This window comes from Fictibacillus phosphorivorans (genome assembly GCF_001629705.1).
Lineage (GTDB): Bacteria > Bacillota > Bacilli > Bacillales > Fictibacillaceae > Fictibacillus > Fictibacillus phosphorivorans_A.
In genome coordinates, this window is record NZ_CP015378.1 from 3,780,053 (window position 1) to 3,806,367 (window position 26,315).

The window sequence follows — 26,315 nt, forward strand, 5'->3', positions numbered from 1 at the left end:
CTGAGTCTATTTATTTACTTTTCTACACTAATAAATTCTTGTCGTAAAATGCTGAAAATTGTATGAAAATAATGCATTTACTGTATAATATTTAAACTTTTATTTTTCTAATGTAATGATTTAAAAAACTTCAATTTCGACAATATCTTTCAATTTACACCTATTACCAATTTAAAAGGGATATGTTACCATTTCTTTAGTAGGGTAATAAAGGAGGGACAACTTTTGTCTACTATTTCTGTTTTAATGGTCGAGCCTTCTAAACGACCATCGATTATATCAATTGAAAATGATTTATCAACCTTTGAAAATATAGTGAACGGCCCCCTAGATATGCAGCCTTTTTTTCGTTCTCCTTACAAAATCGTCTGCAACGTGGATAACGGATACGAACTTACATATGGAAAACGCAAACCAAAAGAGAGCTTCTTTATCGTAAAGCATGATGGAGATTTCCGAAGCATCGACCGAACAGAAGCTGAAGAAGTGAGAGATCACTTAAAAGAAAAGATGAAGAAGTGGAAATAAACTTAGGAGAGTCAGCCAAATGGTTGGCTTTTTTTGTATGATTTAGGCGTTTAGATGCTGTTTTGTGAAAAACAATGACCTTCCGAACTATGAATTTTACAATTTTTTATTATATTTCGACAAATTTTTTCTCCTACTTTACATTTTCTTTGATATATTTAATTCGTATGACAAATTGAAAGGATTGTGATGAGATGTCAGTTAAGAACACGTTTAAAAGATTACTAGTTAGTTCCCTTGCTGTCGGGGTTATCTCTTCCCCATTAGCAATGCCTGCTTCAGTAGATGCACACGGAAATTCGCCGAAGGATAAAACGTTCAACTTATCTATCATGCACACGAACGATTCACATGCTCGTTTAGATAATGTGGCCAAAAAGGTGACTGCTGTAAAAGAAGTTCGAGCAGCTAAGCCTGACGCATTGTTGTTAGATGCAGGTGATGTTTTCTCTGGTACGCTCTATTTTAATGAGTTCAAAGGACAAGCAGATCTTGAATTTATGAATCTTATGGACTATGACCTTATGACATTCGGTAATCACGAGTTCGATCTTGGTTCAAGCCCTGAAGGCCACCAAGCATTGGCTGACTTCGTAAAGAACGCGGAGTTTCCTTTTGTAAGTACAAACGTAAACTTTTCTCAGGATCCATTATTAAAGAAATTATATAAAGGTTATTCAATCAAGCCGAAGGACGGCAGTGTCTACTCTTCTGTGATGCAAAGAATTAACGGTGAGTATGTTGGCTTCATCGGTCTGACGACTGAAGAAACAGCAGATATCTCCAGTCCTGAAGGTGTAGTATTCGAAAACTACATTAAAGAAGCAGCAAAAGAAGTACGCTTGCTTCAGCTTTTTGGCGTAAATAAGATCGTGGCAATTACTCACCTTGGATACGATGATAATCCAGAATATGACAACGATCTAGAATTAGCTAAGTACGTTGATGGCATCGACATCATCGTTGGCGGTCACAGCCATACACAACTTGATCAGCCAGTTGTCGTGGATACGAACTATAAAGGAAAGAAAAAGAATCCAACTGTAATCGTACAAGCTTACCAATACAGCGATTTTCTAGGAACACTTGATGTTCAGTTCGATAAAAAAGGTAAAGTTGTTGGCCAAGCTGGTCAGTTGATCAAGATTGCTGACAAAGCAGCAGATCCAGAAGCTGCTGAACTTCTAAAGAAATACTCTAGCAAGATCGATGAGTTAAAGAACAAGCCAACTGGCGCAACAGCTGAAAAAGCACTAGAAAACCCTCGTTCAAACGATGTTGGACCAAGTGTACGAAGCAACGAAACGCCACTTGGAAACTTGATCACAGACGGTATGTTAGATAAAGCGAAAGAATACAACAAAGACGTTGTGATGGCGTTCCAAAACGGTGGCGGAATTCGTGCGCCAATCAACCAAGGTGAAATCACATACGGTGATGTATTAACGACTCTTCCGTTTGGTAACACATTAGCAACAATGAAGTTAACAGGTGCAGAAATTAAGACTGCTCTTGAGCACAGTGTAAGCCAATCTCCAAAAGAAAGCGGCGGTTTCCTACATGTGTCTGGCATGAAGTTCAAGTTTGACAGCACAAAAGTTGCTGGCAGCCGTGTGGTTTCTATGGAAGTGAAGAACGCAGATGGCACTTACACTGCAATCGACACAACAAAAGAATATGTCATCGCAACTAACGCATTTACAGCTAAAGGCGGAGACGGATACACAGTATTCGCGGACGCTTATGCGCAAGGCCGCGTAACTGACCTAGGTGCATCCGACTGGGAAAACCTACGTGACTATGTAGCAAAATTAGTAAAAGTTGATCCACAAGTTGAAGGCCGTATCGTGGATGTAGCAAAACAATAATAATTGTGTGGAAAGCTAGCATGAAAGGTGTGGAATTCACCTTTTGTGTTGGCTTTTTTGATTTGTGTGAGGTTTTGTTCAGTGTAGTGGTGATGTTTTTGTGCTGGTGGAGTTGAATGTAGCTGCTTGTAGAGGTTAAGCGGTGAAACTTGAGCTTCTTCAGGTGATGAGCATCCAATCTCAGGTGAAAAGTGGGTCATCTCAGGTGGAACTGAGCACTTTACAGGTGGTCACAGACCATTTACCGGTGAACGCGTAACAAATATAAAAAACACGTACCGTAAAAAGCGTTATAATTCTTCCACACTCATTATTTGGTACATTATAGAAGAGAATTTTTTTATTGCAGTCAATATGGGGGATAAAAATTTTGGATCGATTATTAATTAAGGTTTATTCAGCATTAGTAGGAATTTTTGGTTTATTAGGATTGATGGCATTTTATAGCATGAAAAAGGGCCAGTTAGTGGACTTAACATCATCTATTTTTTGGTATGGTTACGTAGGTCTTATCATAAGTATGACTTGCGGGATTGCTCTATCTTTTTTTGTTGAATGGTTAATTAAACAACCTGAACGAAGCGGAGTTGGAGATAACATTACTTTTATCTGGTACCATACTTTAGCGGGTACGCTTATACCAATACTGGGGAATATTGTGGCATTCTTTTTTGCGGTCACTCACCTGCTTATCGAGAATGGGAAAACAAAAGAAGTATTATTCTTCTGTATTTGGATGGTTTCATTAATTTTCACAGGTTTCTTTCTTCAAATAAATGGTACTGATTATTTTAATATACAGTTAGGAGATATGACTCCTTTTTTTGTACTGATTACAATAGGAGTTGGATTTTCTGCCTATTTATTACTTAGTGGAAATGTGATGTTGAGAATCATGATCTTTCTAATAAGTATTTGTTCCATTTTTCTTCCAAGCACTTTGAATATCTTACAAGCTCATGAAGAAGCCCATACAAGTGATAGACCATATTCAGAATTAGAGTTTGTGCACAATCACCTTAAGAATCGTTATTCCAATTTGAAACTAGATATCGCTAGTAGTAATGATAGTGAAAAATTACTCCATCTCACTATACATAAAAATACGATTGGGTTCTCGATTCCCCAGATGGAGAAGTTAATAAAAGATACATCCGTAAGTGAGTCAGAGTTTTCCTTACGCCTGTACGAAGAGGAGAAAGACTTCCTTGATATAACGGTTGATTCAGCACGTAAAGTAACAGAGTGTGAATCTTCAAATCCCAAAAAGAATATTTGTAGTGTGTTGTTAAGTAACTGATTTCAAACCACTGGGGACACATTCAAATTAGAGGACACAACCGTTCACGCACATAAAAAAAGCTCTTTAGAGAATCATCCTCTAAAGAGCTCCCCCACTATTTATTTATTCAGCCACAGTACTTGTTCTGCTTTCTCATCATAATAAGAAGGAACTAAGCCCGTTTGCTTTAAGAACGTAAGTGGCACATAGACCTTGTTATAATACTTTTCTGGTTTTGCTGTAAGCAGAATTTTCTTCCCATTCACCGTTGCATACTTGCTGAGGTGTGATGCAACAACCTTACGTGATCCATCAACTACCGTGAAGTTAGATGAAGTAGAATTAAGTTTCATCTTATAACGTGTAGCAAGTCCTGGCATTGGGACGTACAACGTATTGTTCTTGGAAACAATCGGTGAGCCTAAGTTCAAGATCTGTCCTGACGTGATTGGTGTGATGCCATCTTTATAAGAGATGGTTTGGCCGAGCGTAATATAATGCTCGTTCATGTAGCCTGTAATTGTGCCTGCTTTCACCTTAAACCATTCTCCAGACTTACCTAGAATGATAATCTTTTGATTGAGTTTGGTCTTGCCTAATTCAGCACTTGTTATTGAAGCAGATTTTCTAATCTTAGTACCTTCATAATTAACAAGTCCTGTCATCTGCAGTGCTGTTGTCGGAATCGTAGTTGTTTTATCATTTGTAATGACCGTACCTGGATAATAGAATGCTAGAATCTCACGGAATCCTTTACCCTGTTTAGCCATAACGTTAGCACCAGTCTGACTCATTCCAACACCATGACCGTTTCCAACAACGGATACTTGATAGTCCACTGTTGTAGGTATAAATGACGTAACAAGTGTACTGTTTACTTGAAGAGCATATTTAAACTGAGAACCGGTTAAAGTAAGCTGCTTATTAAACTTTTTAACTGTCCCTTTGTCATCTATTATTACTTTTCCGTTAGCATCCCTCATCACGTAAGTAAATGCAACGTTTGCACTCTTAATTCGTTTTCCTTTTGTAAGCTCGTCTGAAATAGTAAATGAATTAACGTCTATTACCTTTGCATTCTTATAATCATTAGATAAAAACATTCTCTTTAACTGTGAAGCAAAAACAGGATTCTTTTCTTCTTTACTCCACCATGCTTCTGTGTTGTTTACATCCAGTCCAGTTAATGAGAACTGTGTTTTATAAATCGTTTCACTATCCGTGCTCTTTACATCATACGGATCAGGTTTAGCTGGAAAGTATGGAAAATCAACAGTACCGCTCGGCCAAGCACCCGTATTCGTTTCTGAATGTCCCCCATTTGATGAAGAATACACGCCATCAATAATTTTTCCGTTATAGCTCAGAACTTTACCTTTTGTTTCAATGGCTGCTTTAATAAAATTATGATAATCCATGCTGTATCCTACATAACGTTGGAAAGAAACCGTATCCGTAACAGGTTTCCTTCCTACCCAATAGTGTAAATATGTTCTTGCCACAATAGCTTGTGAGCGCATTGTATGTATATGATAAGACTGATATAACTCACCAGGAAGAACACCCTGGATGTATTCTTCAACCGGTATGCTGTTTACCGGTCGAACGTACTCACCCTCAACTTTAAAATTCATCGTACCCATGTATGATCTTTTTACTTTTCCGTTTAGCGTCGTGAGATGACTTGGAGATATACCTGCTGGTTTCAGTGAAAGTTCAGTTTGTCTGATCATTAACGTACTTCCGTCGTAAAGCCCAATCTGTTCATTTTCTACTTTAACTGTATATGTTTTGCCTGCTACTAAACTTCTTCCGCTAGTAACCTCTTTAAATGTTCCTTTTAATGAAAAATCCAAGGCTGAGAGTTGATCTACCTCATGAATAAGTGAAACATTCACCTCAGACTCTGCTGCGTCAGCTACTTTGTTTTTTACCGGAAGAACACTAAACAAAAGCAACGCAACCACAAATAGAACAATACCTTTTCTCATTTCGCACCAACTTATCCTAATATTTACATTTAACAAATACTAGTATATCAAAATCATTGAGTCATAGACTACTAGAATATGTATTTTCTGCGTCTAACCAGTTGTACCTTGGAACGCTAGAATCCGTGAGATGCTCTTTTCTTTTTTCAGCAGATAACATCGTTATTAACGTGCCATAATAATACGCTATGAAACTTGTCTTGATTTTGCGATGTTTGTACTGAAAGACAGTTGTCTTGAAAGCATGAATAACAAGGTCTGTCATGTGTTCAATCGGCTGATAAAGGTTTAGTTGTCTGTATGCCATCAACGCTTTTTCCCAAAATGTAAAAATCTCTGCAGCAAGATTGAAAAATGGCCTAACCGTTTGTATAAAAGTTTGCGGCACCGTATCTGGAACGAAAGAATAATCAAGGTTTTCAAAAGAAGTTGAAGATGGTGCATGTAAAGCTGAAACGTTGTCTTCCAGACATATGTTTTTATCTGTATTTTGTAGATTTAAAAAGAGTTTTTCCGTTTCTGGGGCTGTGAAAATCTCTTCTGACCTACTCTCAGTATGGTGTTCACTGTTAGCACGGTAATTCATTTGTGTTTTCATGAATGTGTCAATTGGTTGAAAAACAAATACATTATGTGCGAATCCGCCACTTGAACGATACGTTTTATGAACAGTAAGAAAGCCTGTTGTTTTCGCTTTACGCAGCATACGTACAAATGTCGCACGAGATACCCCGCCTTGTTTACCTTGGCAAGCTGAAACGAGTGTCGCAATCTTCGCGTTAGCAACACCTGGAACAACCACACTGAATTGAGTTAATACTTCAAAAGCAATAAATTCTGAATGTGTAAACTGATCCGGGTATAATTGCAAATACCTTTCTTTGTGTTCATTAAACTCCTTTACACTCCGAAACTGACTCAAGTATTTAAATTGATAGATATTTCCCGCTCTCACATTTTTTCCTCCTCATCATTTGACTCAACCTATAAATGTCTGATCAACGATAAAAGGAGCCATCATAATTGAAATTTTTTTGCGTTTAGCACGAGTAGATGTTTATTCATATGTGAGATGGGAAGAAAAGAGTTATGAAGAAATATAAGGAGTGATATCGTCTATGTCTAATCAAGAGCACCCAAAAGGGCAACCTGCACAACATCAAAACCAACAGCCAGGTGTAGAATCTGAAATGACACCTAAGCCTCAATCGGAAAGCCCGACGTATAAAGGCAGCGGTAAGCTAAAAGGAAAAACCACACTGATCACGGGTGGAGACAGCGGAATCGGTAAAGCAGCCGCAATAGCTTTCGCGAAAGAAGGAGCCAACGTTGCGATTGTCTATCTAGAGGAATCAGAAGACGCTGAGGAAACGAAGACACAGATCGAGCAAGAAGGCGTGAAATGCTTGTTGATTCGCGGAGATATCGGTGACGAATCGTTCTGTGAACAAACGGTTCGCGATGTGGTTGGTTCGTTCGGCGGACTGGACGTTCTTGTAAACAATGCCGCTGAACAGCATCCACAGCAAAACTTTGAGGATATTACAGCGGAACAGCTTGAGAAAACATTCCGCACAAATATATTCAGCATGTTCCACCTGACGAAAGCTGCACTTCCACATTTGAAACAAGGAAGTTCGATCATTAATACTGCTTCGATTACAGCATATCAAGGTCATCCGGAATTGATCGATTATGCGTCAACGAAAGGCGCAATCGTTTCTTTCACTCGCTCGTTATCGAATAACCTTGTGAAAAAAGGAATTCGTGTGAACGGTATCGCACCAGGTCCGATCTGGACACCGCTCATCCCTTCTACATTCACTGCAGATAAAGTAGAACAGTTTGGTAAAGATACACCGATGGGTCGACCAGGTCAGCCAGAGGAACTCGCACCTGCATATGTGTATCTAGCGAGCGAAGATTCTTCCTATGTATCTGGGCAGATGATTCATATTAATGGTGGTAAGGTTGTAAACGGATAGTTAACAAAATTATTTTGACTAAAGCTGGCTTCTTAAGTAAGAATTATCACTTAAGAGTGCCAGCTTTTTTGTGAAAACTACAAATTCAAACCATGTACATGATAAACGAAAGAAAGCCACTGCCCGATATACCGTTAGGGCAGTGGCTTCACATTCAGACTAGAGTATCGAACGAAGACTTTAGTTCTTGGTACTGATAGTTAGTGATTTTAGACGTGTTCCATTTCTTTTCCATAAAATTTAATTTCTTTTTCACATAATCAAATGGTGCCCTACCTTGATACTCATCACCTAAATAGATTTCACATTCATTCTTGCCTTTATAGACAATCCTTAAAATATGACCGTTTAGATGACAGATATACAAGCCATCCGCTAACCGTATCACGTTAAACACCTTCCTTATCAGAACACTTCCATGATTCGTAAGCTAAGAAGTCTCGAATATCTTCTTTATTAAGACCTAAATCTCTGGCTTGTAAAACAAGATCCACCCATTCTGGATCTAGAATACCTACATGAATGCTCAGTAACTGCTCCACAGGAACCTCCAAAGCTTTAGCTATTTTTTGAATTATATGCGCAGATGGGTTTGTCTCATGATTTTCAATGCTGCTTAAATAACTTTTTGATATTCCCGCGATTGTCGCTAGCTTAGATAAACTCATCCGTTTTTTTAAACGATTATTTTTTATTTGTAACCCTAGTTTCTTATTCACATCCAACAACTTCCTTTTCTATAAAACCTCCTCTTTTTTTAAAACAGCTTTCACAATATAACGATGAGTAGGATTTTTCATAGGATGACATGTAATCAAGGTAATCATTGCTTCGTTCTTTTTGTTATTTTGTAGAACGGTTAGGTCAGTTGGTTTAACGAGAATTTCTTCCGTTACGGTGTACATCAATTTTTGATGAGCTGTTTCAACTTGAATGGAATCCCCCGGCTTTACTTCAGGCAGCCGGTTAAATTGTTTTCCATACGTGTAGCTGCGATGTGCCGCAATCGCAGCGTTCCCTGTTTGCCCAAGTGGAGACGTACCCGACAGATGCCCCGCTCCCACCTTAAGGTTGTTTTTTGTTGCTCCTTCTAAAATAGGAATAGACAACTGAATTTGATTAATGGTCAATTTTCCAATTATTCCTGTCTTCGAAGAGACTTGCTCCTTATAATCTTGACTTCTTTCTTGTAAAAAAATATCATCCAACTGTTTGTAGCTCTGTTTAATCTTTGATTGGTCCATCGAGGATTCCCAGTCTTCAAGCAGCCTTTGTTCTTGATAAGAAAAGTACACACTTTTGGCTTTCGGGTACGCCATTGTCATGACCCCTGCAAAAATCAACAAGTATGCCAGCCATCTCATGCCTTATCCTCTTCTAATTCGCTTTTGTACAAGTAGTTTCTTTACAAATAATATGCAAAGTCCAGTCATGGATAATAAAGAACCAATTAACATCCATACCATTGGATCTTCTTCACCTGTTTGCGGTAATGATTCGGTACCTGTTGATGGTGAACGAGTCGGCTTCTGAGTATCACCTTTTGTTGGAGGTTGTTGTGCCGGTGGTTCACTGCCATTATCTCCATCGTCTGGGTTGCCATCGCCTGGATTACCGTCACCTGGGTCGCCATCGCCTGGATCTCCATCACCTGGGTCGCCGTCGCCTGGGTCACCGTCGCCTGGATCGCCATCGCCTGGGTCGCCGTCGCCTGGGTCACCGTCGCCTGGATCGCCATCTCCTGGATCGCCATCGCCTGGGTCACCGTCGCCTGGATCGCCATCGCCTGGGTCGCCATCGCCTGGATCACCGTCGTCTGGGTCGCCATCGCCTGGATCACCGTCGCCTGGGTCGCCATCGCCTGGATCACCGTCGCCTGGGTCGCCGTCATCCGGATCTTCGCCTTCACCTTGAACTTGAATCTCATAAGTGGTCGCTAACCCTTGAAATTCGTTTCCAGCTTCACCAGCTAAACCTATAGAAAAAGTTAATTTGTCATCTGTTTTAGCTGGTAAGGCTATGGGGGTTATTGTAAGTTCACGTAATTTCCCTTTAAATAGTTCAGTATTGTCTTTTTTTACAGTTACAATTAACGCACTAAAAAGCATCTCACCTGTTTTATGTTTTGTTTTTACGTTATATTTCAATAGCTGGTTACCAGTGTTTTTTACAGTTAATGTGTAGTCCTCACTGTAACCTGGCCGCATATTCTTCATCTCAAATGCGGATGGTGTAAGCTCTAGTCCATAGCTTCCATCCGAAAACGAGTAAATTTTTTCTGATTGTATAGCAGCTGCACCGATTATTAATACAGCCATAACTCCATAAATAATTTGTTTTAGACTAAGCAATAGACCACACCCCACTTTAATAGGTTTTGAACGTCACGAGTTTGTTTAAGCATCTGTTTTAACGTCCTTTTTACCTTCCTGGTCTGACTGTTCTGGTTGTGGAGCAGGAATTGGCGTGTCAGCTTGGTCATCATCTGGATTGGTTGTGTCTGGATTTTCTTCTGGTTGTGGTGTTGGTGGTGTTGGTTCTGTTGGTACTTCTTCTTCAGGTGCTGGATCTTGTTGAGGTGGCTCTTCTATTTCAGGTATTTGAGGCTCTTCTTTTTCTACTTCTGGCTCTTTCTTACTTTCATCGTTAGTATCCTCCTTCTTAGGCTCCACAGGCTTAATCATCTTTTCTGGACTTAATGGAACCACAATTTTTTCATCTACATATCCTTCGAATGCATACAAGTGATACATCACTTGACTCGCATCACAAGAAGGATCAGTAACGTTTGTACCACTACTAAGCGCTTCCCCAGGTTGTAACCATTTTGATTTTGATTGATTTTCTTTACTTATTAGATTTAATGAAACGGGAATTTCTATATTGGAGATATTCGTAATGGTTACACTCGTTTTTACTTTGCAGTTCTTTTGGTACTGTACATCACTAACATCAATATTTAACAAGTCGGATGTATTGGCGTTTGTTATTTTCCCCTTAGCAAAGGATTCGGCTGTAAACCATGCAAACGTATCGTATTTCGGTATGATTAAGATAGAAATATAGAAAAAGAGAATCAAACTCAGCAAGATATGTTTTTTCTTGATTAGCTTCCTTTTCGGTACCACTCATACACCTCCAAACTACAATTTACCTATTTAGAAAAAGAGCAGCCGACAAAATCGACTGCCCGCTTCTTTCATTTATTCTGCTGTTGTTGGTGAAACCTCTGTGTTCGCAGCTGGACCAAAATCTGCACCCTCATCCGTTTGTTTCGCTTCCACTTTGAATTCTCCGTTATATTGTGCTCCTTGATACTCATTTCCAGCACTATCAAGAAGTTTTACAAAGAACATGATTTCAATACTTTGGTTATCTTTTAGCTTCCAGAAACCGTCTTTACCGAATTTGAATGTTTTCTCTTGATTAGCAGCTTGCATTTTCATAGCGCTTGCTTCATCTGCAGATACTAATCCGCCTTCTACCTCATAGCCTACTGCTTGTTTTGACTTTCCACTCGGCATAACTGGGTTATCTACACCTTTTTTAAATCCTTTTTCATATTCAGTTGCCATACCTTTTAATACTGTTTCATCAGGTCTTTCAGCATACTTAATCGCTAAGTACGCTACTTTGTACTTTTTAGCAGAAGCTTTATCTACTGAATGCGTGTAAGAAGCTCGTAAGATTTGATCCAAGCTACCTGTGTTTTCAATCTTTTTGAAATCACTTACTAGAACTTGCGAAGGAGCAAATTTTTCATGTGTAAATAATTGTGTATCCATTCCTAAAGTAAGTGTTCCGTTATCAATTTCACTATTTGCTGTTTTTACATCCGTAAACCATGAATACGTTCCAAATCCTGCAGATACAACCAATGCTCCAGCTAGTGCTGTTCCTAGTAACGCTTTTTTTGCTTTTTTCATTTAAATTGCCTCCAATAAATTTATTTTGTTTTTCTCATATGGAACTATGTAGCTTTCCCCTATCAACCTATTGAATAGCCCCACCTCCTAAAAGGAATAAGCATTGCTCATACTGCTTTTTCTTTTCTGTTAAGAAATCTGTTAATCCAATCATGTATTTCTAAAAGCAAGTAACCAAGTAACGGTATTAATATTAGAAGTGTTATGCCTATTGGGCTGCTGACGAACTTTGATACATATCCCGCTTTCGGTATCGTGAAAGCTTGTGTACCTACAACATCTGCTGGCTTAACAATCGCTGCATCTTTTACGTTGTTGCTGTCACCTTTTGTAATAAATCCTTGTTCTGATACACCCACTACTCTATGCGTGATTAATTTTCGTCCTTCCGCTTTAAAGGTTATAACATCATCTACAGCAATCTCAGCTGTTGGTTTATCTTTTACGAAAACCATATCCCCGGCTGAAAATGCGGGCTGCATACTATTCGAGAGAACGGTAAAAGATTTAAAGCCTAAAAGAGAGGGAACATCGTCTGGATTTTTACTAGCTTGATAGCTCATATAAAGAAGTGAACAAATACTGATAAATATACAGATAACAAATGTGATTGATCCAATTTTCAATATGGATTTGTGCATCTCAACACACCCTTTGTTCGTTATAAAGCACTTTATGACTATCAATTTACACCACACTCAACGCCGTGTCAACCTATATAAAGAACAATTTGTTCTATATTTTGTCGACAAATTCCTACAAATTCACTTCTAATTATTTCTTTCCTATAAATATTTGATAAAAGTAAGAAATACCACGCTGTATTTTTTAAAAGAATATTGCCACTTAACGTTCTATATACCGTACAAAATAACTTTTTATATAAAATGAATAAATTAACTTTACAAAAGTTGGCTATTTTCGTATTATTCTAATTATAGAACTAATTGTTCTATATATTGAACTTACATAAGGAGATGATGTTCCTACTTTTTTGTTATGTACGGTTCTTAATAAAATGGGAAAACAGGAGGAGAAGAAATGGGGAAATGGAGTAAAAAGCTCGGCACTTCTTTAATGCTTACAGGGATCTCTATGAGTCTACTAGCACCGTCTGCTTTTACGACAAGTAAAGCAATGCCACTTGAAAGTTCCTATTCGAAATCAGCAGCCATCCTAGAATCCGCACCTATTGATATGCACCTAGTCGATCAAGACCGCTTAGCACAGGCTCTTAAAGATCAAGGAATCATTGCAAAGAATGCTTCCAAAACAGAGACAGAAAAAGCGGTAAAAAGGTACATTGAACTTAAAAGTAAAAAAGGAACAGCACCTTCACCAGAAATCAAAGATCAAAAGGCAAAAGATATATCCAATCAATCAAAGGAATTCTTAAACAACCAAAAGGAAAAACTCTCTAAGAAACTAAATAAATCACATAATTCAACATCCGGAAGTGGCTTTCTAGATGTTGAACCAGCAAAACCTGCAAAGTATAAAGGCGGCGTTCGTGAAGATAAAGTCCTTGTACTTTTAGCTGAGTTTTCGGACTTCAAACATAATAGTATTGATAAAGTTGAAGGTTACATGTATTCAGATGACTTCAACCGAGAGCATTATCAAAAGATGCTTTTCGGCGACAAGGACTTCAAGTTACATGATGGCTCTAAAGTTAAAACATTTAAGCAATATTACGAAGAACAATCAGGCGGCAGCTATACAGTGGACGGATACGTGTCAAACTGGCTGACTGTTCCGGGAACTGCCAAAGAGTACGGCGATGATAACCCGGCAGGTGGTCACGATAACTTAAACCCTAAAGGTCCACGTAACTTTGTAGCTGACGCACTAAATGCTGCCGTTGCAAACGGAGTAAATTTATCTGATTTTGACGAACTTGATATTTATGACCTTGACGGAGACGGCAATACGAACGAACCGGATGGAATCGTTGACCACTTAATGGTTATTCATGCAGGTGTTGGTCAAGAAGCAGGCGGCGGACGCTTAGGAGCTGACGCGATCTGGTCTCACCGCTGGACGCTAGGCGGGGTGTACGGAGTTCCTGGTTCAACTGGACCGTGGAGCGGTAAGATGGGAGCTTACGATTACACGATTGAACCTGAAGACGGCGCGGTCGGCGTATTCGCTCACGAATTCGGACATGATCTTGGTCTTCCAGATGAGTACGATACACAGTACACAGGAGATGGAGAACCAGTAGCATCTTGGTCCATCATGAGTGGCGGTAGCTGGAATGGGAAAATTGCAGGTACAGAACCTACAAGCTTCTCTCCACAAAACAAAGAATATTTCCAAAAAGTGATGGGCGGTAACTGGGCAAACATCACTGAAATTGATGTGAAGGACATTACTTCAGCTGGAAGTTTAGTGAAAATCGATCAATCGGTTACTAAATCTAAGAATCCAGGCATTGTAAAAGTAAATCTTCCACAAAAAGAAGTACCTAGCAAAATACAGCCTGCATTTGGATCGAAGTACTACTACAGTACAAAAGGTGATAACCTGCACACTAGTATGGAGTCACCAGTATTCGATCTTACTGGAAAAACATCAGCAACATTCACGTACAAAGCAAACTATGAAATTGAAAATGCAGGAGAATACGATAAGTTATCTGTATATGTTCAAACAGAAGACGGCAAAACACTTAAAGAAATCGAGAGACTTGGTTGGACAGCAACAAATGAACAAAAAGAGCTGTACACCACTGAGGGCGATTGGGTTGATAAATCTTATGACCTAAGTGAATTTGCAGGGCAAAAAGTAAAACTTGTCTTCGATTATTCAACAGATGGCGGACTTGCGCCTGAAGGATTCGCTCTTGATAACGCTCAACTTACTGCTGACGGAGCAGTTGTCTTCTCAGATGACGCAGAAGGAGCAGCAAAGTTCAAACTAAATGACTTTACTGTATCAAATGGTGTTTCTTATGCAGACCACTACTATTATATCGAGTGGAGAAACACAGAAGGATCAGATAAAGCATTACAATCTAGTCGTGGTGTTAAATACAACACAGGTATGCTTGTATGGTACGGTGATGACAGCTTCAGCGACAACTGGGTTGGAGATCATCCTGGAGAAGGATTCATCGGTGTAGTCGATTCTCATCCTCAAGCAATCGTAGGTATGAAGGATGGCAAACCAACTGTTGAAGACTCTACTCGTTATCAAATTGCAGATGCAGCATTCTCATTTGATAAGTCTCCAAGCTGGTACATTGATTCACCTAGCCGTGGAATCTTTGATTACAAAGGCGAAAAAGGAGTTCCAGTATTTAACGACTCTGTTACGTACATTGATAACACAGACTATAACGGAAGTGAGTTAGATGGCATAATCAACGACGCTGGTAAAGTTCTTCCTAAATACGGTCTAAAGTTCACGATCCTAGGAGAAGCATCTGATAACTCTGCTGGATTGATTAAGATCAGTAAATAACATTTAACCGACTAACCCAAAAGTGCTCTTTTGGGTTAGTTTTTTTATGAAGTGCTGACGGAAAGTTAGAGGAATATTACGTCAACAAAAATAAGCTAACGATTGGCGTATTAACTACCAACAGCTAGCTCACATCAAGTATTCATATCGTTCAATCATACCTCGAATCATGTTTTATAATCTCTTAAAAGGATTGGGCAGTATTGATTTTTTCACAAGTAACAATGCTAGACCAGCCATTGAGATATATAGTCCAGACAAAATAATGAAAATTGGATTATCTTCCCCTGTTTGAGGCAGTGATCCAGTGTCTGTTGATGGTGGCTTATTGCTGTTATTGCCTGGCGGTGTACTTCCGTTGTCTTGATTTGGCTTTTCAGTGTCTGTCGGTGGTGGTGCATTCTCGCCATCGGCATAAAGAACGAATTCGACCTCCGTATCAAGTCCTTGATACTCATTTCCCGATATGTAAGGAAATTCGACGGTAACCGTAAGTTTTTCTTCTGAAAAAGCAGCTAAAGGACGTGGATCGAGCCCTTTAAAGTCTTTTAAATTACCTTTAAAAATGACACTAGACGAATCCTCAATTTTCAAGTGAAATATGTTGAAGAGTTTCCGAGATCCAGATTTCATACGTGACTGTAAGTTATAAGTGAAGTCCTGATTGCCGTTGTTTTGGATGGTTAAAACACGTGGTGCCCAGTCACCGGGTTTAAAGTCATCTAAGTCAAAGAGAACTTTTTGCGGCAGAGCGTCTATTTTGATTTCTGGTGTGCTGGAGTCTGCTCCGGTGTTGCCTATTGGGATGAAGAGAGTGGCGACAAGAATTATGCATGTATAGATTAGCAGTAATTTAAATTTGTTTGAGTTAAGTTTCATAGAGTTTACCTCTCAATCTTCGTAATTAGAGGTACCTATTATCAAAAAAAGGCGGGATTACCCCACCTTTTTCTCTTTATTATCTTCTTTCTCCGTCCTTCTGAATTCCTTCAAATGTCCAGGTTAAGTTAAGCTTTAAATTCTGAAGATCATTTTGTGGAGCATTTGGAGTATTTTTAAATTGGAACTGTACGGAAAATTCATCCACTGATTCTTGGCCAGTTCCTTTAGCTGTAATCCCATCTCTTAATGCCCACCGTATTAATCCCTCACGATCCCACTCTTTAGCTAAATCTTGAGTGGTTTTTGTTGCTAATTCTTTTAATGACATTGTTGTAACAACGTTATAATCTGTGTCTTTAACAATACTCCAGTCATCTCCAACATTTTTAAGAAAAACTACTTCAATAGCATCTGCATATTTTGCAGCTAATGTAGGATCAACTGATGAACCATCATTTTTAGTTACAGAGTAAGCCGTTTTTAGATTTACACTCTTAATATCAAGGTTTCCATTATTGATAAGTTTAAATGTTTGGTTTTTCCAGTCTCCAGGCTTAAATTTATCTAATGTAATCAATGTAGTTGGATCTACATTTAAGTCTAAAGTTCCTGAAGCAAAGGTACTCGTTTGAACAGCAGTATCACTAAAATAAGCATAAGTTCCCCCACCTACTAAAGACAATCCAAGTGCTGCTGATGCTACCCCAAGACCTAACTTTTTCTTTAAACTCATATCAAACTTCCTCCCTCTCACCCTTTTTAGGGTATGTACAATTTTATATTGAAACCGTAAGTATTCAGAATCCTTACGGCAGTTCAACCACATTAATTGGAAGTCGTTGTTGTGTCTTTGCTCAATTCTATCTCTTTAATCGCTTTCCATATGGTAACAGCAGAGTATAGAAGTAATAACACGCCTGGTAAGATCAGAAGCAGTGCAGAACCCATTTTGGATTGAGCAGCACTTAAGAGATATCCGATATAAGGAATGGTAAATCCGTTGTACTCACCTACTACATTAGCAGCGAGCACTGGGGTCATATCAGGTGCATCATTGTTATCGCCTTTTGTAATGTATTGCGTGTTCTCCCCGCTCCCTTTCACTTCTTGGATGCGGTGAGTAATAAGTTTTGTTTCAGACTCCTTGAAGGTAATAACGTCACCTTTTTTAAAACGTGTCACGTCTCCACTTGGTTTAATAGCAATAATGGATCCGGTTTTAATACCAGGCTCCATCGATCCTGAAAGAACCGTTTTCAGCTGATAACCCATCACGGTAGGTTCTCCGCCAGACGCTTTAGAGGAGATGACGACAAAAGCAGTTGAAATCAATGTTAGAAATAATATACAAGTGATAATATTGCTTATCCAAGTTTTCACTTTTACCATTTTCATTTTGAATCATCCTTTTGTGTTTCATTTTCCTTAACGGGCTCAGTTTCTGGTTTTGTGTCACTCTGATTTCCTTCTAGATTCTCATCCGTCTGGTTTTCGTTTTGTTGATTTTCAGAAGCTGTTTCAGCAGTCTCTTGTGAGGTGTTTTCTTCAGCCTCAGGTGTAGTAGGTTCAATGGATTCCTCTAATTCTTGCCCTGTTGGAGGTTGCTGTTCTTCTTCAGGCTCAGCACTGTTATGATCTTCTTTCTTTTCTTCCTCAGGCTGTGATTCAGAACAGTTAACCTTTAGATCTTCACTCCAAAGTTCGCCCTGTCCCGGATGTCCTTCACTTTGAAAAGCTTTAAATTTATAGGTGCCCTCTTTATCAGGACTGTGTGACAGAATTTCACTTTCCCCACTGTTTAACGCCTTAACTTCTCCTTCACTTACCTTTAGTCCATTTTTCGGGTTACCTGTTTCAGCCCACCATACTTCGTAACGGACAGGTCCGATCCTATTTCCGTCACCAGCATTCTTTATCGTCATATCAATAGATGTACAAAGAGCATCGCTTTTCGTTTCGTTTTGTTTTGTTACAAATGTTAGGGAGCTTTTATCCCACCAAGTTCCTGCTTGGATCACTCCAGTTACACTTTCATTATCATTAAAGTAAGCACTTGTATAACCTGTAAGGTAGAGAATAGAGAACGTCATAGAATAAAAGATAAGTCCAAGTTTCATACATAAGACATAAGACCAATTCTTGTTTCTGAATTTCCGAAGACGCTTAACTCTAATTTCGAGTCCCTCCTTCAGCTTGCAAGATCAAGATACTCTTTGTTCTTTTTAAAGAACACTTATAACGTTATTATAGAACGATTCTACTAGTTTAAAAACCCCCATTTATAGCAAAATTTGTTCTTTTTAACATACAAATGTACTATTTTTTAAAGTTTTTCTTTGTTTTTCGTTAATTATCGTTTTATTTAAGAATATTTCGTTCTATTTAAAGAACTTTATGCGTTATGTATTTCTCACACGCTTGATATCTATAACTCATTACACCAAAAAATCCCGAATAATGGACCATTCACTCAGTCCATTATCGAGATTCTTCAGATTAATGTATTTTGTCTACATTTTTGACTCTTTTATTTCACCGTTACCTCAATCGGTTCAGACACTAAACTCCACTCTTCGCCTAACATTTCAAACGTATGCTTTACAAAGACTTGCGCGTTTCCTGGTGCGATGGCTTGAATCGTATTTCCTTCTACTCGGACAGCACCCGTATTGTCTTTTACATAAAGCACCGTATCAATTCGTTCTCGGTTATCCAACCGATAACTGAGTTTCGCTTTAGCCCTTACAGTGTGAGTCTTTCCTGATTTTATGTTCAATTTTTTCACAGGTGACTCTAAATACACCGGAGATTCTGATAGCCATTGTGAATAATCTGTAATTGGGCCGATCAAGCCTTGCTTTAGTTTGTCCACGAAAGGCTCTTCGGATCGGAACGTCCAATGCATGCTCATCACTCCGCGCTGGCGCATATATGTGATGAATTCTTCGTAGACGGTTCCATAGCTAGCGTTTAATGTCACATCGTTCAATGTTCCGTAGTCTACCATCTTTTTGGCGTTCTTCACTTTCGCTTCGTATGAAGAAGGAACAGCTGCAGAGAACAAGTAACCGATTGGCAGCTGAGGCGCAATCTCGTTCATCACCTGCATGCTGTCGAGATAAAAGCTTTGCATCACCACTTGATCCATCATTCCTTCAGCAGAAATCTCATCGATTACTTGTTGTTCGATGTCATGATCTTTCAACTCGACAAGCAGAACGATATCTTTCCCTTTAAACGCTTGAAGAAATTCTTTGAACGTTGGTACTTTTTCTCCTGCATATTTAGGGTCATATTTAATTCCAGCATCAAGTTCTCTGATTTCCGCCAGCGTCAGTTGATCCACAGCACCGGTTCCGTTCGTTGTTCTGTCTACGGTATTGTCATGCATGATAACAAGTTGTCCGTCTTTCGTTCGTTGCACATCTGTCTCGATCTGGTCGGCACCAAGATCAAATGCCATCTGGTAGCCTACCATTGTGTTTTCTGGTGCTAATGATGGAACACCACGGTGAGCTGAAACGATTGGGCGCTGAATAATCGTGTTTTCCGGATATTGTGTAAAAGCTTTTTCAGCGAGCGCCGGTTGATTCGTCACAAGTCCATCCACCCCAAGATGAATCAGTTCATGCTGATCTGCTAACTTGTCGTCACTCACACCCCAAACCGATACCATTCGGTTGTGCAGGTAATAGACAACATCTGGTGATAAATTTTTTTGTGGAAACAGAACCATCTTACTTCCACTTTCATGAACTTTATCTACGATCTGCTGCAGTCCTCTTTCATTTAATGGACCACGCTCATAAACAAGTCCTCCACGAATTTTGGGGTTCAGACTTTTAATGGCTTTAACGATCTCTGCGTCACTTGAGATCACTTGAACGTCAGTCGTTTGCGTCTCATTTAGTGCATCAATAATACTCTCTTCTATTCCAGCTTGTTCGATATGTAGGACTGGAATCTTCTTGTTCTTCAGTAGATTCAGCTGGTCGATCAATCGTTTGCCGTTTGCATAAAGGTTGCCATCCGTTCCTCGGTCCACTTTTAACATAGCAGAAGCCGTTGCATGCTGAAGGCTGGTTACTTTTGTTCCTGAGATTAAAGTAGGAGGATTAATAATGTCGGTTGGCGCTTCGGTTGGAAGCAATGCACCTGAGTTTTCAACCGGAGGAAGCTCTCCAGTAAAAGATGTCAACTTAACGTTATCGTATTGTACAGTCGATCCAACAGCTTGAAACCCGATATCGCCATTCTGCCATTTAGATGCTCCTGCTGTGTCCACAACAAGTTCACCGTTCACAAACTGCTGTACACGATTCTTGCTTGCTATTACTTTTAGACGATAGCTTTTGTTGTACTGGAAGTTCTCTTTATAAAAGTTAGTTTCTGTTACGTTCCAGGTGTTCTTTTCTGTGCGCTCGGCAAATTCCATGCCGTTAAGTGCTGATGTTCCTCGTCTGACCGCAAACTGATAATACGGATAGTTCTCGTTCTGTACACGATACATGATAGAAGCCCAGCGCGTGTCTTCAACCGCTGATACAAACGTCATGTCTGCTTCGAACACATAGTTTCCGTTGTTATCATCTGCTAAAGGGACGACGACTCTTGCAGGTCTATTCGTTGCAGCTGATTGCAGCACAAGCTTTCCATCTTGCACCTCTCCTGTTCCTTCAACCACTTTCCAGTCATTCGGCAATGTTCCATTTTGAATACCATCAAAATTCTCGCTTACGATCACCGAATCATTCGCTGTTACCATGCTTGTTCCTTGTGGAATCACTAGACTCAATGCTAAGGCAGACGTTACGACCAATTGACGCATGAAATGAGTTTTCACGTTACTAAACACCCTCCTGAAATAATAGTTTGTGAAACACTGAGCAAAAAGACCTAGTTCACCTCCTTAAAAGACTTTAAATAAGTCATGAGTACCGTGCATTTCTTCAAACATATGGTAAACTCTTCATAGATAAATAGTATAAATATTCAAAAAATGAATACGGGGTGAGAAGGATATGGAACTTGTTAATATGGTAGAATCACAGATTATCGCATCGATTAAAGATCAGAAAGATATTGATAAAGCGATTAAAAGTTCAGCAAACATTGCTTTTCTTTTAACAGGGGACATCTCAACTGTTGAAAATTATATTAATCAGCTTCGTGAAGCAGGTATGTATATTTTCATTCATCTCGATTTTATGGAGGGCTTGTCCAATTCTAGAAGTGCTGTTAAATACATTGCGGACGTGTTAAAACCAACCGGCATCATCACTACGAAAATCAACATGATCAAGTATGCGAAAGAAGAAGGACTGCTTACCATTCAACGGATTTTCTTAATTGATCGTGCTGCCATACAAAAAGGCATTGAGATGGTCAAATCGTGCAAGCCAGATGCTGTAGAAGTGCTGCCTGGATTGATGCCGAAAGTGATCGACCAGCTGTCGCGCCAGCTCAAGCTTCCTCTTATTGTTGGCGGTTTGATTCAAGAGAAAGAGGATATTCTACTAGCCCTTGAAGCTGGAGCGCTCGCTGTGTCGTCAGGCGATCCTCGTATGTGGAAATTCGATCTATAAATTTACTACTTCTTTAATACTACCAAGTACATAGGACGGCTTGTATAAAGATTTTGTTAACATTTCTTGATTTGTCACACCTGTCATCACAAGGACAGACTGCAATCCATTCTCGATACCCATTCGGATATCGGTCTCAAGCCGGTCACCGACCATATAGCACTGAGAAGGATCTAGTTTCAGAACTTGAGAGACTACGTATTCTGCCATCCATTTGGAAGGTTTTCCTGTGATTGACTCGATCCTCTGACCGGTCACACCTTCTAGGGCTCCGATCATGGCACCACAGTCAGGAATCTCTCCACCAAGGACGGGACAGGTTCGATCTGGGTTCGTGGCAATAATCGTCGCTTTGTTAAGCCATGCTTGAAAAGCTAGATTGATTTTTTCATAGCTGAACTGACGGTCCCAGCCGAGCACGACAAACTTTGCTTGCTTTGCGTCAAACGTGATGGGGATGCCTTCGTCTTCTAGTTCTTCTAAAAGCGGCTGCTCGCCAATCACTAGTGCGGCTTCTCCAGTCTCTAATGCTTCTTTTAAATATTTTGCGGTAATGAAGTTCGAGTTGATCACTTCATCCAACTCCACTTCTATACCTAACTTTCGAAGTTTTTGAACATAATCCATGCGGGTTGATATGGATTTGTTCGTTAAATAAACGACCTTATCTCCCCGCTGTTTGAGGGCGGCAATTGCTTCTGCCGCACCCTCAATCATCACTTCATCTAAATAAACCGTTCCATCCAAATCAAAAATAAATCCTCTAGTCAATGTTCTTCCTCCACCATCCATCTTATAGTTGATTTTTTGAAATGCGGTTTGCTATCGCTTGCAGAATTAACACGATTATGACAAGAACAACAGACATCGCAGCAGCTGTGTAGTATTCACCGCGCAGTATGTTTTGGAATATAGCTAGACTCATTGGTGCCCAGTCTGCAGGCGCTAATAATATAGATATACTCGTTTCTTTAATAACGGTGATAAAAACAAGAATGGATCCGGCTGCAATTCCTGGCAGCATCAATGGCCCGATGATTGTAATCGCTGCTGTTAACGGTGTTGCACCTAAGTTAACCGCCGCTTCTTCAATATCTTGCTTGATTGCACGCATCGTACCCATCGTCGATCGAACCATGTACGGAAGCCTTCTGATCGTATAGGCGACAATCAACAGAAGTGCCGTTCCTGTCAGGTGAAGAGGTGCTGTGTTAAACGTTTGGATGAGTGCGATACCAAACGCGATACCTGGAACTACGAGTGGGATCGACGTCATGAAATCAAGTTTAGAAGAGTTCTGTCTGACAACAAAATACGATACGAATGTAGCGATGATCACACTCAGGATTAAAGCACCAAGCGCAAGGACGATCGAATTCTGGATGTTGCCCATTGAGCTTGTGAAAATGGTTTGATAGTGTGATAGCGTGTAACCGTTCGGAAGTGGATTCTTTCCCCATGTTGTTGCAAGAGATTGCAGCACGATGGATAACATCGCAAGCACCGGAATGATGACAATGGCTAAAGAATAAACAGACAACGTGCGCGTTAATCCTTTTGCATCATTCAGCTTCTGTTGCTTCGGTTTTCCAGAAACAGATCCATAGTTCTTTCCTTTTGTAAAAAGGTGCTGCAGCCAAAAGAAAAACGCTGCTACGAGTACCATGATGACAGTCAGTATTGCCGCACCACCCCAGTTGAAGAAACCTGCAATCTCACGGTATGCCTCAACAACGAGCAAGTTCAGATCTTTAGGAGCGAGAATGATCGGTGTCCCAAAATCTGAGAACGAAACGGTGAAAATTAATAGTGCACTCGAGATCACACCTGGAATCGCAAGCGGAAACGTAACAAAAATAAAGGTAAACCAATTTCTTGCACCTAAGTTCAGCGATGCTTCTTCAAGCGAGATGTCACTCACTTTAAACGCTGCCACCATCGGCCAAAGCGCATACGGAAAAAAGAAGAAAACTTGGACGAGCATGATTCCAGCAATGGAATACGGATCGAGCAGCATCCCTTCCCCGCCAAGAGAGTTGTAGATGTACGTCACCCATCCTGCACGGCCGAACATGATGATGATCGCATAGGCTGAGATAAACGTTGGAACGATTAGTGGAATCGTACATAGTGCTGCAATCGTCCTTTTGAAAGGCATCGTCGTACGCGCGATACCATAAGCAATTGGTATACACATCACGATGACGATCAATGAGACGAGAATGGCGAGCTCTAAGCTATTTTGAACCGCTGAAAAGTATGTTTTGTTCGTGAAAATCTTTTCGTAGTTATCAAACGACGCTGAACTAAATTTTTCAATGGTCGATTGTAAGATGTTTGAATTGGTGATTGAACCGAGCAGATTGATAGGTTGACCTGTGAAGCTGACTAAGAATACCGAAACAAGAGGCAACAACAGAAAAACACCAAAGAAAAGATAGATCAATACTTTTACAAAGGTGAGTTCGTTAAAAGAACTGAGACGGTTCTTCATATTAACAACACCCTCTCAGGATCGATGGTTAACTGCACCCTCTCTCCTTCTGTTAAGATCGCCTCACCTGGAACAAACGTAGTATCCACGACTAGCTGGTATTCTTCTACTTGAATGTCGTAGCGAACGATCGAACCAAGATAAGTGGAAACGAGTACCGTTCCTTCAATAATGTTGGTTAATTCGTCAGAACTGATCGTCCCCGGTTTGAACGCTTTAATGTTTTCAGGACGCACGATCACGTTCACTTCTTTTTGCTGTACATGATTTGTTGATTTAATGAGAAAGCCATGGCCTTTTACAACCGAATAGCCATTCTCTTCCCCAACTACCGTCCCTTTTAAGACGTTTGATGTCCCGACAAAATTCGCGATGAACGGTGTAGAAGGTTTACTATAGAGCTCAATCGGCGTTCCGATCTGCTTCACTTCCCCACTATCCATAACCGCAACTCTGTCTGCCATACTCATTGCTTCTTCTTGGTCATGTGTAACAAATATGGTTGTGATACCAAGGTCTTGTTGAATGCGGCGAATCGTATTCCGCATCGAGTGGCGTAGCTTTTGATCGAGGTTCGACAACGGTTCATCCATTAAAAGAACAGCCGGTTCCATAACAAGAGCTCTAGCAAGTGCCACACGCTGCTGCTGACCGCCAGACAGTTCACTTGTGAGGCGAGTGGCGTGCTTATCAAGTTCCACGTATTGAAGGATTTCCATTACCTTTTGTTCGATCGGCTTCGGATACTTCCCTAGTTTTCTGTTAAGCAGCCGTAAATAGATCGGAAGCTTAGCCGCCATATTGCTTGAGTTGAGCTGTTTAATGTTTAAGCTGTATGCAACATTTTCAAATACGTTCATATGTGGAAATAGCGCATAGCTTTGGAACACCATCCCACAGTTTCTTTTGTTCGGAGGAATATGGTTTACTTTTGTCTCTCCGATTTGAATCATTCCTGATGTTGGTTGTTCAAACCCTGCAATACAACGCATCGTTGTCGTTTTGCCGCAACCTGATGGTCCAAGAAGAGCGAAGAACTCGCCTTCTCGGATATCTAGATTAACGTTCTTTAGAGCATGAACACCTGAAAACTCTTTTGTTAGCTCTGAAACTTTGACTGAACCCATTCTCGACCACCCCTAATGTGTATTACTGAAATTTCTCTTTCCACTCGTTTCTTACACGGTCATAGTTCTCATTCACCCAATCGATATCTAGATCTACGGCATGAGATTTTACTTTTTCAAGTGTAAGAGGTGTTTTGGATTCCACATCTGGATTGATCGGGATATGGTACCAGTTTGCTAGAATTTGTTGACCCTCTTTTGATAATAAGAAATCGATCAGCTTCTTCCCGCCTTCAGGATTCGGACCGCCTTCCACGATAGACACTGGGTTAACTAGGATCGGCGTCTTATCCGGTACTACAAAGTCCACACTCTCTCCTTTGGCTTTTTGCTCGTATGCCATGAAGTCGAATCCTACACCAATGTGTGCTTCACCCATAGATACTGCTTTTGTTGGAGCAGAGCCTGAATCTGGCATAGAGTTCGCTTGGTCTACTAGCTTCTTAAAGTAGTCCCAGCCTTCCGCTTCACCGCGCTGCATCATCTGGTTTAAAACCATAAGTGTTGCCGTACCTGATGCTGCCGGATTGGAGAACTGAATCTTCCCTTTCCATTTAGGATCAAGCAGGTCATCCCAAGTCTTTGGCGCTTCATCCGCTTTTACAAGGTCCGTGTTATAAGCAAAACCGAGTACAAATACTTCAACACCAACATACTTACCATCTTCATGCTTCACTTTAATTCCGTCTTCCACCGTATCCCAATCTTTTGCAAAGTCAGGGATGTATTTTCCGACAATCCCTTTGTCTACAGCCGCTTCAAACGGAAGGATTCCTCCCCCTCCGTACCAAACATCACCTTGAGGATTATCTTTTTCCGCCATCATGCGGTTCACGAGTACGTTCGTACCCGCATACTGAACGTTAACTGAGCCATCATGAAGCTCTTCAAATTTCTGTCCAAGTTCCTTCGTCATATCAGGAGTCTCAGGAGAGTAGAATGTAATTTCCCCTTTTCCATCTCCTCCACCAGAATCTTGATCACCCGCACATGCCGTGAGTAAGAGTATACTCATCATTAAAAATACAGAAGTAAAAATTGAAAAAGACCTTTTCATCATTCAACCCCCTATAAGTGTATGATCGATTTTTCGGCAAAGAAAAAAGAGAAGAAACACCAATGTAAACCCTTTCAAAAGAAAGGATTACAAATTGGGTTTCTTCTCATGGTCTCTTCCCGTCC

General features: G+C 40.1%; 24 protein-coding genes. 6 read left to right on the plus strand and 18 right to left on the minus strand.

Going from position 1 to position 26,315, the window contains the following annotated elements; translation table 11 throughout:
* The first annotated feature begins 225 nt into the window (after positions 1 to 225).
* From ABE65_RS19185 to ABE65_RS19195, 3 genes are all read left to right on the plus strand, one after another.
* Complete coding sequence (locus ABE65_RS19185; RefSeq protein ID WP_066398540.1) at positions 226 to 528, plus strand: DUF3846 domain-containing protein; 303 nt, start codon at positions 226 to 228, stop codon at positions 526 to 528.
* Between the two features lie 194 nt (positions 529 to 722).
* A complete protein-coding gene (locus tag ABE65_RS19190; protein WP_066398542.1) occupies positions 723 to 2,396 on the plus strand; it encodes a bifunctional metallophosphatase/5'-nucleotidase in 1,674 nt (557 codons plus the stop codon).
* A 370-nt stretch (positions 2,397 to 2,766) separates the two neighbouring features.
* The gene (locus ABE65_RS19195) at positions 2,767 to 3,696 is read left to right on the plus strand and encodes a hypothetical protein (RefSeq protein ID WP_066398545.1); all 930 of its coding nucleotides are present in this window, start codon (positions 2,767 to 2,769) and stop codon (positions 3,694 to 3,696) included.
* Positions 3,697 to 3,797: 101 nt separating this feature from the next.
* On the opposite strand, the gene ABE65_RS19200 is transcribed toward ABE65_RS19195, so the two are convergent.
* Positions 3,798 to 5,669 (minus strand): SpoIID/LytB domain-containing protein, encoded by a 1,872-nt coding sequence (locus ABE65_RS19200; RefSeq protein WP_066398547.1) that lies wholly within the window; start codon positions 5,667 to 5,669, stop codon positions 3,798 to 3,800.
* A gap of 61 nt (positions 5,670 to 5,730) precedes the next feature.
* Complete coding sequence (locus ABE65_RS19205) at positions 5,731 to 6,624, minus strand: hypothetical protein (RefSeq protein WP_066398548.1); 894 nt, start codon at positions 6,622 to 6,624, stop codon at positions 5,731 to 5,733.
* Positions 6,625 to 6,787: 163 nt separating this feature from the next.
* Between ABE65_RS19205 and ABE65_RS19210 the strand changes: the two genes are divergently transcribed.
* Positions 6,788 to 7,654: an SDR family oxidoreductase gene (locus tag ABE65_RS19210; protein ID WP_066398551.1), complete on the plus strand. Its 867-nt coding sequence runs from the start codon at positions 6,788 to 6,790 to the stop codon at positions 7,652 to 7,654.
* Positions 7,655 to 7,808: 154 nt separating this feature from the next.
* Here ABE65_RS19210 and ABE65_RS19215 read toward each other — a convergent pair whose 3' ends face one another.
* The 7 genes from ABE65_RS19215 to ABE65_RS19245 all read right to left on the minus strand — a co-directional run bounded on the left by ABE65_RS19215 (position 7,809) and on the right by ABE65_RS19245 (position 12,221).
* The gene (locus ABE65_RS19215; RefSeq protein WP_066398552.1) at positions 7,809 to 8,042 is read right to left on the minus strand and encodes a hypothetical protein; all 234 of its coding nucleotides are present in this window, start codon (positions 8,040 to 8,042) and stop codon (positions 7,809 to 7,811) included.
* A 1-nt stretch (position 8,043) separates the two neighbouring features.
* A complete protein-coding gene (locus ABE65_RS19220) occupies positions 8,044 to 8,373 on the minus strand; it encodes a helix-turn-helix domain-containing protein (RefSeq protein WP_156499211.1) in 330 nt (109 codons plus the stop codon).
* Positions 8,374 to 8,391: 18 nt separating this feature from the next.
* Positions 8,392 to 9,018: a class D sortase gene (locus ABE65_RS19225; protein WP_066398555.1), complete on the minus strand. Its 627-nt coding sequence runs from the start codon at positions 9,016 to 9,018 to the stop codon at positions 8,392 to 8,394.
* 3 nt (positions 9,019 to 9,021) lie between these two features.
* The gene (locus ABE65_RS19230; protein WP_066398556.1) at positions 9,022 to 10,005 is read right to left on the minus strand and encodes an LPXTG cell wall anchor domain-containing protein; all 984 of its coding nucleotides are present in this window, start codon (positions 10,003 to 10,005) and stop codon (positions 9,022 to 9,024) included.
* Between the two features lie 45 nt (positions 10,006 to 10,050).
* Entirely contained in the window at positions 10,051 to 10,782 is a 732-nt protein-coding gene (locus ABE65_RS19235) for a hypothetical protein (RefSeq protein WP_066398557.1), read from the minus strand.
* A 75-nt stretch (positions 10,783 to 10,857) separates the two neighbouring features.
* Positions 10,858 to 11,580 (minus strand): TasA family protein, encoded by a 723-nt coding sequence (locus tag ABE65_RS19240; protein ID WP_066398558.1) that lies wholly within the window; start codon positions 11,578 to 11,580, stop codon positions 10,858 to 10,860.
* A 107-nt stretch (positions 11,581 to 11,687) separates the two neighbouring features.
* On the minus strand, positions 11,688 to 12,221 hold the full coding sequence (locus tag ABE65_RS19245) for a signal peptidase I (protein WP_066398561.1): 534 nt from the start codon (positions 12,219 to 12,221) through the stop codon (positions 11,688 to 11,690).
* Between the two features lie 454 nt (positions 12,222 to 12,675).
* On the opposite strand from ABE65_RS19245, the gene ABE65_RS19250 reads away from it, so the two are divergent.
* Positions 12,676 to 15,045 carry an immune inhibitor A domain-containing protein gene (locus tag ABE65_RS19250; protein WP_231887917.1) on the plus strand — a complete coding sequence of 790 codons (2,370 nt, stop codon included), beginning with the start codon at positions 12,676 to 12,678 and terminating at the stop codon, positions 15,043 to 15,045.
* Positions 15,046 to 15,219: 174 nt separating this feature from the next.
* On the opposite strand, the gene ABE65_RS19255 is transcribed toward ABE65_RS19250, so the two are convergent.
* The 5 genes from ABE65_RS19255 to ABE65_RS19275 form a co-directional block, all read right to left on the minus strand.
* Positions 15,220 to 15,924 carry an LPXTG cell wall anchor domain-containing protein gene (locus tag ABE65_RS19255; RefSeq protein ID WP_066398567.1) on the minus strand — a complete coding sequence of 235 codons (705 nt, stop codon included), beginning with the start codon at positions 15,922 to 15,924 and terminating at the stop codon, positions 15,220 to 15,222.
* A 79-nt stretch (positions 15,925 to 16,003) separates the two neighbouring features.
* Positions 16,004 to 16,660 carry a TasA family protein gene (locus tag ABE65_RS19260; protein WP_066398571.1) on the minus strand — a complete coding sequence of 219 codons (657 nt, stop codon included), beginning with the start codon at positions 16,658 to 16,660 and terminating at the stop codon, positions 16,004 to 16,006.
* Between the two features lie 92 nt (positions 16,661 to 16,752).
* Complete coding sequence (sipW, locus tag ABE65_RS19265) at positions 16,753 to 17,316, minus strand: signal peptidase I SipW (RefSeq protein WP_419471055.1); 564 nt, start codon at positions 17,314 to 17,316, stop codon at positions 16,753 to 16,755.
* A 2-nt stretch (positions 17,317 to 17,318) separates the two neighbouring features.
* On the minus strand, positions 17,319 to 18,119 hold the full coding sequence (gene tapA, locus ABE65_RS19270; protein WP_082861505.1) for an amyloid fiber anchoring/assembly protein TapA: 801 nt from the start codon (positions 18,117 to 18,119) through the stop codon (positions 17,319 to 17,321).
* 335 nt (positions 18,120 to 18,454) lie between these two features.
* Complete coding sequence (locus tag ABE65_RS19275) at positions 18,455 to 20,770, minus strand: glycerophosphodiester phosphodiesterase family protein (RefSeq protein ID WP_156499212.1); 2,316 nt, start codon at positions 20,768 to 20,770, stop codon at positions 18,455 to 18,457.
* Between the two features lie 178 nt (positions 20,771 to 20,948).
* Here ABE65_RS19275 and ABE65_RS19280 point away from each other — a divergent pair, with 178 nt between their 5' ends.
* Positions 20,949 to 21,512, plus strand: a complete 564-nt coding sequence (locus ABE65_RS19280; RefSeq protein ID WP_066398579.1) for a glycerol-3-phosphate responsive antiterminator — start codon at positions 20,949 to 20,951, stop codon at positions 21,510 to 21,512.
* Here ABE65_RS19280 and ABE65_RS19285 read toward each other — a convergent pair.
* The 4 genes from ABE65_RS19285 to ABE65_RS19300 are packed head-to-tail and all read right to left on the minus strand — an operon-like array spanning position 21,507 to position 26,193.
* Complete coding sequence (locus ABE65_RS19285; RefSeq protein ID WP_082861506.1) at positions 21,507 to 22,283, minus strand: HAD-IIA family hydrolase; 777 nt, start codon at positions 22,281 to 22,283, stop codon at positions 21,507 to 21,509. The two genes, ABE65_RS19280 and ABE65_RS19285, sit on opposite strands and share 6 nt — an antisense overlap.
* A gap of 22 nt (positions 22,284 to 22,305) precedes the next feature.
* Positions 22,306 to 24,006 carry an ABC transporter permease gene (locus ABE65_RS19290; protein ID WP_066398585.1) on the minus strand — a complete coding sequence of 567 codons (1,701 nt, stop codon included), beginning with the start codon at positions 24,004 to 24,006 and terminating at the stop codon, positions 22,306 to 22,308.
* Positions 24,003 to 25,133 carry an ABC transporter ATP-binding protein gene (locus ABE65_RS19295; RefSeq protein ID WP_066398587.1) on the minus strand — a complete coding sequence of 377 codons (1,131 nt, stop codon included), beginning with the start codon at positions 25,131 to 25,133 and terminating at the stop codon, positions 24,003 to 24,005. Before ABE65_RS19295 ends, ABE65_RS19290 begins: the two co-directional genes overlap by 4 nt.
* Positions 25,134 to 25,155: 22 nt before the next feature.
* On the minus strand, positions 25,156 to 26,193 hold the full coding sequence (locus ABE65_RS19300) for an ABC transporter substrate-binding protein (protein ID WP_066398589.1): 1,038 nt from the start codon (positions 26,191 to 26,193) through the stop codon (positions 25,156 to 25,158).
* Between the last annotated feature and the right edge of the window lie 122 nt (positions 26,194 to 26,315).

Excerpts from the sequence above, each read along its gene's own strand:
- ABE65_RS19245 (WP_066398561.1), bottom strand. The coding sequence starts at position 12,221 with ATGCACAAATCCATATTGAAAATTGGATCAATCACATTTGTTATCTGT.
- ABE65_RS19240 (WP_066398558.1), bottom strand. The coding sequence starts at position 11,580 with ATGAAAAAAGCAAAAAAAGCGTTACTAGGAACAGCACTAGCTGGAGCA.
- ABE65_RS19210 (WP_066398551.1), top strand. The coding sequence starts at position 6,788 with ATGTCTAATCAAGAGCACCCAAAAGGGCAACCTGCACAACATCAAAAC.
- ABE65_RS19290 (WP_066398585.1), bottom strand. The coding sequence starts at position 24,006 with ATGAAGAACCGTCTCAGTTCTTTTAACGAACTCACCTTTGTAAAAGTA.
- ABE65_RS19250 (WP_231887917.1), top strand. The coding sequence starts at position 12,676 with ATGAGTCTACTAGCACCGTCTGCTTTTACGACAAGTAAAGCAATGCCA.
- sipW (WP_419471055.1), bottom strand. The coding sequence starts at position 17,316 with ATGGTAAAAGTGAAAACTTGGATAAGCAATATTATCACTTGTATATTA.
- ABE65_RS19295 (WP_066398587.1), bottom strand. The coding sequence starts at position 25,133 with ATGGGTTCAGTCAAAGTTTCAGAGCTAACAAAAGAGTTTTCAGGTGTT.
- ABE65_RS19260 (WP_066398571.1), bottom strand. The coding sequence starts at position 16,660 with ATGAGTTTAAAGAAAAAGTTAGGTCTTGGGGTAGCATCAGCAGCACTT.
- ABE65_RS19300 (WP_066398589.1), bottom strand. The coding sequence starts at position 26,193 with ATGATGAAAAGGTCTTTTTCAATTTTTACTTCTGTATTTTTAATGATG.
- ABE65_RS19190 (WP_066398542.1), top strand. The coding sequence starts at position 723 with ATGTCAGTTAAGAACACGTTTAAAAGATTACTAGTTAGTTCCCTTGCT.
- ABE65_RS19225 (WP_066398555.1), bottom strand. The coding sequence starts at position 9,018 with ATGAGATGGCTGGCATACTTGTTGATTTTTGCAGGGGTCATGACAATG.
- ABE65_RS19255 (WP_066398567.1), bottom strand. The coding sequence starts at position 15,924 with ATGAAACTTAACTCAAACAAATTTAAATTACTGCTAATCTATACATGC.
- ABE65_RS19280 (WP_066398579.1), top strand. The coding sequence starts at position 20,949 with ATGGAACTTGTTAATATGGTAGAATCACAGATTATCGCATCGATTAAA.
- ABE65_RS19200 (WP_066398547.1), bottom strand. The coding sequence starts at position 5,669 with ATGAGAAAAGGTATTGTTCTATTTGTGGTTGCGTTGCTTTTGTTTAGT.